The 7,865-nt window shown below is 53.3% G+C and carries 9 protein-coding genes; 6 read left to right on the top strand and 3 right to left on the bottom strand.

Features of this window, described 5'->3' with window-relative positions:
- The 3 genes from RT340_RS20385 to RT340_RS20375 all read left to right on the top strand — a co-directional run.
- Positions 1-1,169: efflux RND transporter permease subunit (locus RT340_RS20385; RefSeq protein ID WP_313377589.1), on the top strand; the 1,169-nt coding region annotated here is incomplete at its 5' end.
- Between the two features lies 1 nt (position 1,170).
- Positions 1,171-2,595: an efflux transporter outer membrane subunit gene (locus RT340_RS20380; RefSeq protein WP_283215179.1), complete on the top strand. Its 1,425-nt coding sequence runs from the start codon at positions 1,171-1,173 to the stop codon at positions 2,593-2,595.
- Between the two features lie 133 nt (positions 2,596-2,728).
- The gene (locus RT340_RS20375) at positions 2,729-3,313 is read left to right on the top strand and encodes a TetR/AcrR family transcriptional regulator (RefSeq protein ID WP_283215180.1); all 585 of its coding nucleotides are present in this window, start codon (positions 2,729-2,731) and stop codon (positions 3,311-3,313) included.
- Between the two features lie 2 nt (positions 3,314-3,315).
- Here the strand turns inward: RT340_RS20375 and RT340_RS20370 are convergent, their stop codons facing one another.
- A complete protein-coding gene (locus RT340_RS20370; RefSeq protein ID WP_313377588.1) occupies positions 3,316-3,879 on the bottom strand; it encodes a helix-turn-helix domain-containing protein in 564 nt (187 codons plus the stop codon).
- Between the two features lie 222 nt (positions 3,880-4,101).
- Between RT340_RS20370 and RT340_RS20365 the strand changes: the two genes are divergently transcribed.
- From RT340_RS20365 to RT340_RS20355, 3 genes are all read left to right on the top strand, one after another.
- A complete protein-coding gene (locus RT340_RS20365; RefSeq protein WP_211727902.1) occupies positions 4,102-4,782 on the top strand; it encodes a pirin family protein in 681 nt (226 codons plus the stop codon).
- A gap of 438 nt (positions 4,783-5,220) precedes the next feature.
- On the top strand, positions 5,221-5,817 hold the full coding sequence (locus tag RT340_RS20360; RefSeq protein WP_313377587.1) for an NAD(P)H-dependent oxidoreductase: 597 nt from the start codon (positions 5,221-5,223) through the stop codon (positions 5,815-5,817).
- Positions 5,814-6,392 (top strand): TetR/AcrR family transcriptional regulator, encoded by a 579-nt coding sequence (locus tag RT340_RS20355; protein ID WP_097117160.1) that lies wholly within the window; start codon positions 5,814-5,816, stop codon positions 6,390-6,392. The genes RT340_RS20360 and RT340_RS20355 overlap by 4 nt, the downstream gene beginning before the upstream one ends.
- Here the strand turns inward: RT340_RS20355 and RT340_RS20350 are convergent.
- Both RT340_RS20350 and RT340_RS20345 read right to left on the bottom strand, forming a co-directional pair.
- On the bottom strand, positions 6,385-7,401 hold the full coding sequence (locus tag RT340_RS20350; protein ID WP_058959936.1) for a lipoate--protein ligase A: 1,017 nt from the start codon (positions 7,399-7,401) through the stop codon (positions 6,385-6,387). The genes RT340_RS20355 and RT340_RS20350 overlap by 8 nt on opposite strands.
- Before the next feature lie 253 nt (positions 7,402-7,654).
- On the bottom strand, positions 7,655-7,865 hold a 211-nt coding region (locus tag RT340_RS20345; protein WP_409566172.1), incomplete at its 5' end, for a transketolase-like TK C-terminal-containing protein.

The raw sequence follows: 7,865 nt of genomic DNA, 5'->3' as shown, positions 1-7,865 counted from the left end.
TGTCACCGCCTGCAGTCTCGGGATTTGGCCAGTCCAACGGCTTTACTTTTGAACTGCAAGCACGCGGCTCAACCGATCGTGACCAACTGCTGAAGATGCGTAACCAGCTGATCGCTGAAGCCAATCAGGATCCGGTGTTGAGCGCGGTGCGTGCCAACTCGTTACCCGATTTGCCTCAGCTGGATGTGAGTATTGATGATGCCAAAGCGCAGTCACTGGGCCTGACCATCAGTGACATCAATACCACCTTGAGTGCAGCGATTGGCGGCAGTTACGTCAACGACTTCACCGACCGCGGTCGCGTGAAGAAGGTTTACATGCAGGGCGATCAGCAATTCCGCAGTAAGCCTGAAGATATCGATCAATGGTACGTGCGCGGAACGGATAGCAGCAGCAACACCACTATGGTGCCGTTCTCGTCATTCGCCTCCTCAAAATGGGCTTACGGTCCAGATGTGCTGTCACGTTATAACGGCCTGGCTTCCTATGAGATTGAAGGATCTTCAGCATCGGGCAAGAGTTCCGGCGATGCCATCACCGCTATGGAAAAACTGGCGGCCAAACTGCCAACCGGTACCACCTATGCATGGAGCGGCCTCTCTTATCAGGAAAAACTCTCCGGCAACCAGGCAATGTCGTTGTATGGCATCTCCCTGATTGTGGTGTTCCTGTGTCTGGCCGCGCTGTATGAAAGTTGGTCAGTGCCGTTCTCGGTGATGATGGTGGTGCCGTTGGGCGTCATCGGTTCCTTGCTGGCCATTACGCTACGCGGTCTGGAAAACGACGTCTATTTCCAGGTAGCGTTATTGACCATCATTGGTCTCTCGGCCAAGAACGCGATTTTGATCGTGGAATTCGCTGAGGAGAACTATCGCAAGGGTGAGAACCTGGTGAAAGCCGCGGTGCATGCCGCCACCATGCGTTTGCGTCCGATCATCATGACTTCGCTGGCGTTTACCGCTGGGGTACTGCCATTGGCGATTTCCACCGGTGCGGGGGCGAACAGCCGTATCGCTATCGGCACCGGCATTATCGGCGGCACCCTGACCGCGACCTTGCTGGCCATCTTCTTTGTACCGCTGTTCTTTGTTCTGGTCCGTCGCGTTTTCCCGGCGATTCCGCATGACGATGCACAGTCAACCGAATCTGCTGTGAAGGCGGAGGAGTAATATGTCTGCAAAACTTTTAATGGTGTTTTTGCCGTGTTTCCTTGCGGGTTGCGTATCTCTCGATCCGCATTACGATCGGCCAAAGGATGCGGTGAATACCACCGCGCCCACCGGCGATGCCTATCGGACGTTACAAGGCACACCGGCTAACTATCGTGATATCAGCTGGCAGGATTATGTGCTGGATGCGAAGCTGCGCCAGGTGGTGACGATGGCGCTGGACAGCAGCCGCGATCTGCGTGAAGCGGTCGCCAGTGTGAAATCGGCTCATGCTCAGTATGGTGAGCAGCGTGCCGATTTGTTCCCCAGCCTGAGCGCTGGCGTGAGCGGCACACGTTCACGCGCGCTAACCGGGGAGGGAAATCAAACTGCGCTCAGCAATACCTATTCAGCCGAGGGCAGCGTCAGCTCGTTTGAATTGGATCTGTTTGGCAAGAACCAGAGTCTGTCGCGCCAGCAGTATGAAACTTATCTCGGCACGCTGGAGGGCGCCCGCAGTACGCGCCTGACGGTGCTGTATAACACCGTGGATTACTGGCTGCAGCTGGCCGCCGATCGCAGCAATCTGGCGATCGCTAAAGAGACGGCAGAGAGTGCGCGTCAGTCACTGGAAGTGACGCGCAAGCGTCTGGAGAACGGTGTGGATTCGATGGTGGATGTCGCGTCAGCAGAGACCACTTATCAATCTGCTCAGGCGGATGTGGCCAGTTACACCACCAGCGTGGCGCAGGATAAAAACGCGCTGGATCTGGTGGTAGGCAAAAGCGTGCCAGATAATTTGTTGCCTGAAAGCATTGAGTCCATTGGCGATGCATTGAAAGCCGTACCTGCTGGCGTGTCATCGGATGCACTGAATAATCGCCCGGACGTGTTGCAGGCAGAGCACAACTTAAAAGCCGCTAATGCCAATATCGGGGCGGCACGCGCTAACTTCTTCCCAAGCATCTCCCTCACCGCCAGCGGTGGGGTGGGCAGTTCAGATTTGTCTTCGCTGTTCAAGAACGGTGCGGGAATCTGGTCGTTTGCCCCAAGTATCTCGCTGCCGATTTTCAAAGGCGGCTACAACGTTTCCTACCTCAACTACACCAAAGCGCAGAAAGAGTATTACGTGGCGGTGTATGAGAAGGCGGTCCAAACGGCGTTCTCAGAAGTGGCCGATGCGTTGGCACGACGCGGCACCATCAACGATCAGCTGACCAGTCAGCGTAATAATGTTGCTGCTTCGCAAACCTATTACCACCTGGCAGATCTGCGCTATCAAAATGGTGTGGATACCTATCTGAATGCGTTAACTGCACAGCGCACGCTGTATACAGCACGCACCAGCCTGGTGAGCGTTGAGCAGGCTTACTACCAGAACCTCAATACTTTCTACAAAGTGATGGGTGGTGGTACTGCGTTGAAAGAATCTGAACTGAAACTGTGATGATCGCCCCGGGTCGATGCGTTAGCGACCTGGGGAAAAATGTAACCGGATTTATAGCCAGCATATCGGCTATAAATCCCTTCGCGTATGATAGGAAAAAACAATAATAACGCGCCGGCCACTTTTAGGAGTTATGTTGAGCAAATCAGAGAATGACGCCTTCGTGCGACAGCGACAGCAAATAATTATTGCCGCTGCAAAAATATGTTTTAGTCGCTCCGGTTTTCACGGGGCGAGCATGGCTGATATAAGCCGGGAATCAGGTTTGGGTGCAGGGCAGATATATCGTTATTTCGAGAGCAAAGAATTCATCGTCAGTGAAACGATTAAAAGTATCGCCACGAGTTGGCGTGTTTTTTTACAAGATAATCTGCCGAAGCAAAGCAGCACCCGCGATATTATTGATGCGGAATCGCCATTTTGGCAGGACTGGCCCTATCAGGACCGCTGCTTATTACTGGAGATGTATTCGGAAGCGTCGCGTAATCAATCTGTGCGGGAAGTTTTGGCACAAGAAGAACAGCTATTGATTGCTGATTTGGAAAAAGCGTTTAGCCGCCAGTATGCTCAAGTGAGTCCACAGCAGCGTAATGAGCGTATCCAATTTTTGTTAATGATGGTAGACGGTGTTGCCTGCCGCGCATTTGGTGATAAGAACCTGGATCATCACGAACAGGGCAGGATTAATGGCATTCTCACACATCATTTGTTTGGCTGATTTCAGGCCATATCATGCTGATTGATGTCACGCGTGATGGCATCAAAAAAGGGCATAAATCCGTCGGGCACGTCACGTTGTTTCATGCAACGGCGAATGATCATCCCATCAATCACCAGAGAGATGATATGCAGTCGGGTGTTGATGACGTAGGCTTTCAGCGCCGGATTGAGCGTCTGCTCCTGAGCAATAAAGTTGTTTTTTAATACCAACCACGCATCATTCATTATCTGACGAATACGCTCGTTACGTGTGGCTTCAGATGAGACTTCCATCAACAAGACAATACTGTGCTCAACTTCGGGCGGCACAATGTCCTGCACCGAATGCGTGACGCCTCCCGCATGGGCAATTCGTTCAAAATCAGCGTTTAATAATGCGATCATGCGTTGCACCACATTGGTCACCAGCGCTTCGATAATGGCATCTTTGTTTTTATAATATTTATAAATTAAACCAATGCTAACATTTGCCTGGCTGGCAATATTCTGAATAGACGTTTGATGAAACCCTTTTAGGCGCATGCACTGTTCAGCTGCATCAAGAATCTGTTCGCTGCGATTCATGTTATTTACTCATCACGGAAAAGCGTATTTTACGCAAAAACAAGCAGCCTGACTAATCCTGAATGCTAAATAGTTGCGTTCTTTAGATTGTTTCTTTTTCTTATTATTGCTGTTAGTTATCAATATTCAAAAATTTTGACTTAAGTGAGCAAATTGCACACCTGTTCAGGGATTTTCTTGTCGCTATCATGATGAGCATAGCCACATTTTGAGGAGCAAATTATGAACGTAATGCGTGCCCAGCGTGACCAACTGTTTGAATACGGTCCCTTTACCATCCGCCGGCAACGGCCTGGCGAGGCTTTTGGCCCGCTGACGATTATTGATCAGATGTCGTTGAAAATGGATGCGCGTATTCCGATGCACAGCCGTCAGGACGAAGAGATTTTCAGCTACGTCTGGCGTGGTTCGGCGCAGCACCTTGCTGAAAATGGCGACAAAACCGCGCTGAATGCCAAACGCGCCATGGTGGTGAGTGCAGGAAGTGGCGTGCGTTATGAAGAGTCTGCGCCTTTTGTTGAAACCGAGATGTTGCAGGCTTATATCCGTCCGGCCAAAAGCGGCGGTGCACCACGCACCCTGGATTTTACTCGCGCTGATGGGGTGCCGCTCAACGCCTGGACATTGCTGGCGGGACCCGAAACTAGCGACGCACCGCTGCCGTTGGGTCAGGAGGTGTTTATTTATGATCTGAAAGTGGAGCGGGGCGCACAGGTTGAGGTGCCACATCTTGCCGGTTACTCAACATGGCTGACCTTGCTGGATGGCATTGTGACTGTTGGCGAGGAGCGGCTGTTGCAGGGGGATTCTATCAGCGAGCAGGGCGCATTGCCTGCAGTCCAAGGCGAGCGTGACGCGACAGTGATTGCATTTTTGGTGAGTGACGGCGTCACGTTTGTGTGAGTGCAGGCTGCCACAGTTAAATCAATGGCAGCTTTTTATGTGCGCTAGTGCGGGCCGTAGCACCTCTGCTGCTGCCGGGCAGTCCTCGCGCCGCTGACGCGGTGCCCTCGGCTTACACGTCGTGCCGACGGAACGTTCGGGGATCGACCATCCCTGGCCGGCCCCGAACTGATCCACGCATCCCTGCGTGGATCTCCTGGCCCAACGTAAAAGCCTCAGCGCTGCGGATAGCCCTTGCAGCATCAGAGGCGCTACCGCCATTCATATGGTGCCCGTTTAGACGAAACCCACCGTGGCTCCAGATTGCGTCATCACCTGAGCACCCACCATTCCCACCAAACGGTATTACACACTGAACTCACACAGCAAACGAACAATTGACAACCTACCACCAGTAAGTTACCAATGGTAGGTCAATCATTGTCGGAGGTTAACCCCATGCACACGCTTATCGTTACAGCTCATCCAGACCATCACTCACACACCCATGCTGTGGTTGAACAGCTGGTTAAAGGCATTTCAGCGAGCGGCCAACACAGTGTTGAAATCGCCGATTTAGCGGCTGAGCACTTTGATCCACGCTTCAATCAGGCGGATGTCGAACAGTTCAAATCGGGAACCGTTTCGCCTCAGGATGTATTGGCCGAACAGCAGCGTCTCAATCGTGCCGATGCGTTGGTATTGGTGTATCCGATTTACTGGTGGTCTTTCCCGGCACAGTTAAAAGGGTGGATTGACCGCGTGTTTACCCAGGGCTGGGCGTACGACGACACCGGCGAAAAGGTCATCAAAAAGTTAGGTCATCTGCAGGTGCATCTGCTGGCACTGGGTGCGGCGAATACGCGCACTTACCTGCGTCGCGGCTATTTCAGCAGTATGCGCAATCAGATCGATGAGGGAATATTTGGTTATTGCGGCGCGCCGGTAGTCACCAGCGAACTGTTGTTGCCGTCCGATGAGGGTTATCCTGATGCGCATTACGCGCTTGCCCGGCAACTGGGGCAGCGACTTTTCACTTTGAAGGAACCTGCATGAACTCACCAACGCGCCAGCGTATGACCTTTGACGCCCGCCGCGAGCAGCTGATGAACACAGCGTGGAATCTGGTGCGAGAGCAGGGCAGCGATGCCCTTACTCTTGGGCGAGTGGCCATTGAAGCGGGTGTCAGCAAGCCTGTGGTGTATGAGCATTTTGGCACTCGCCACGGTTTGCTCGCTGCGCTGTATGAGGACTTCGATGTGCGGCAAAACGCTGTCATTGACGCGGCGATGGCAAAAGCGGGAGACGATCTGGCAGAACGCGCCAGCACGGTAGCCGCTTGTTACGTGAACTGTGTACTGACACAAGGGCGCGAAATTCCCGATGTGCTGTCAGCACTCAATAGCTCGCCAGAACTGGCTGAAGTGAAGCGCAAATACCAACTCGATTTCATGGCGAAGTTACGTCTGTGGTTTGCTGAGGCGAAGCTGCCGCAATCCAGCCTGTGGGGTTTACTGGGCGCGGCAGACGCCCTCTCAAACGCTGTAGTGTGTGGCGATATCCGGCAGCTGGATGGCGTAAAGGAACTGCAGGGACTCATTGAGGCGCTGGTGCAGCGCCACCTTATCTGATGCTGTTCACCAGCCAGTTTGTTAGTTCGGTGAGTTCCTTCTGCTGTTCCGGAAACGCCGCAATCAGTTTCTGCATTTCAGCCTGCAGTGACTCCGGTCGATACGCCACACCGTGCAACTGCATCGCCAGCGTTTCTAGCGGTGCGGGATTGAGGCTATCGGTGAAAATTTGACTGCGGGTAATGGTGCCACGCTCAACGTCAAAGTGAATCTCAACGCCACCCCAGACAAAACGTTCCTGCAGCAGATGTGAGAAATCAGGCGCCTGACCAAAATTCCACTCCCAGCTGCTCTGGCGGGCGAACTGCGCCTTAAAGCCGGGAAGGTCAGGCAGGGCTTCCGGTGAAATAAACTCGGGCTCGCAGGTTTCATGGTAATGCGCGAAGTAAGCCGCAATCACCTCACGACGGATGTCTGCAAACCGGATATCAGGAATAAAATCCGCGATGTTCGCCACGCGGGAACGCACCGAGGTGATCCCTTTGGCCTGAAGCTTTTTGATGTCCGGGTTGAGGTAATCGGCAAGGCGCGACAGATCGGCGCTCATCAGGAAAGTGCCGTGGTGAAAACCGCGATCCGGCGTTTCACGATAGGCGGAACCGGAAATCTTACGCATATCGCCATTCACATTGACCACGATGTCATTGCGACCGGAGGCTTCGGCGCGCATACCCAGCTTCTCAAGCGCCTGCAAAATAATCGCCGTCGAGACGGTTTTGTCATACTCCGGTTTACCGGCCATAAAGGTGAAACAGGCGTTGCCCAAATCATGAAACACCGCACCGCCGCCGCTGCTGCGTCGCGCCAGTTTGATGCCATCTTCCGCCATCCGACGCGTGTTGCACTCTTTCCACGGGTTTTGCGCGCGGCCAATCACCACCGTTTCAGCGTTCTGCCATAAGAACAATACGCGCTGCGTGGTGGGCATCTGACGGAAGATGCACTCTTCCACCGCGAGGTTAAACCAGGGATCGTGTGAATCAGAGATCAGCAAACGTAAGGTGGACATGTTTCCTCCAGTTCCGTGAGAAAAGGGCAAGCGGAGGACAGAATACGCTGATTCGGATGCAAAGATAAGCGGAGTGATTTTCGTGTTGAGTCAGGTGCGCATCCTGCAACCAGAGGAGGCCATTGATGATGTCACGTCGAGCGGGAAATCAGTGCTGTGTTGAAATGGCTGAAAAAGGGCGGCATTCTTGCCGCCCCTGGAGGCATCTCACATCTTATGTAGCCAGGCGCACGCCATTTCTGGCGTTGACCATTTACAGAATCGATTTCGCCGTTTGAACCACGTTTTCCACGGTGAAACCAAACTCTTTGAACAGCAGCTCCGCTGGCGCGGATTCGCCGAAAGTGGTCATGCCGACAATCGCGCCGTGCAGACCGGTGTACTTGAACCAGTAATCGGCGATACCGGCTTCGATCGCCACACGCGCGGCCACCGCTTTAGGCAGCACAGATTCACGGTAAGCC

This window comes from Pantoea sp. CTOTU50773, assembly GCF_032082325.1.
GTDB classification, from domain to species: Bacteria; Pseudomonadota; Gammaproteobacteria; order Enterobacterales; family Enterobacteriaceae; genus Pantoea; species Pantoea communis.
The sequence above is the reverse complement of the archived record's forward strand: the minus strand, read 5'-3'. Positions and strand labels throughout refer to the sequence as shown.

Bases quoted from the DNA above. Each gene is read 5' to 3' on its own strand.
- RT340_RS20380 (WP_283215179.1), top strand. From the start codon at position 1,171: ATGTCTGCAAAACTTTTAATGGTGTTTTTGCCGTGTTTCCTTGCGGGT.
- RT340_RS20375 (WP_283215180.1), top strand. From the start codon at position 2,729: ATGTTGAGCAAATCAGAGAATGACGCCTTCGTGCGACAGCGACAGCAA.
- RT340_RS20365 (WP_211727902.1), top strand. From the start codon at position 4,102: ATGAACGTAATGCGTGCCCAGCGTGACCAACTGTTTGAATACGGTCCC.
- RT340_RS20360 (WP_313377587.1), top strand. From the start codon at position 5,221: ATGCACACGCTTATCGTTACAGCTCATCCAGACCATCACTCACACACC.
- RT340_RS20355 (WP_097117160.1), top strand. From the start codon at position 5,814: ATGAACTCACCAACGCGCCAGCGTATGACCTTTGACGCCCGCCGCGAG.
- RT340_RS20350 (WP_058959936.1), bottom strand. From the start codon at position 7,401: ATGTCCACCTTACGTTTGCTGATCTCTGATTCACACGATCCCTGGTTT.
- RT340_RS20370 (WP_313377588.1), bottom strand. From the start codon at position 3,879: ATGAATCGCAGCGAACAGATTCTTGATGCAGCTGAACAGTGCATGCGC.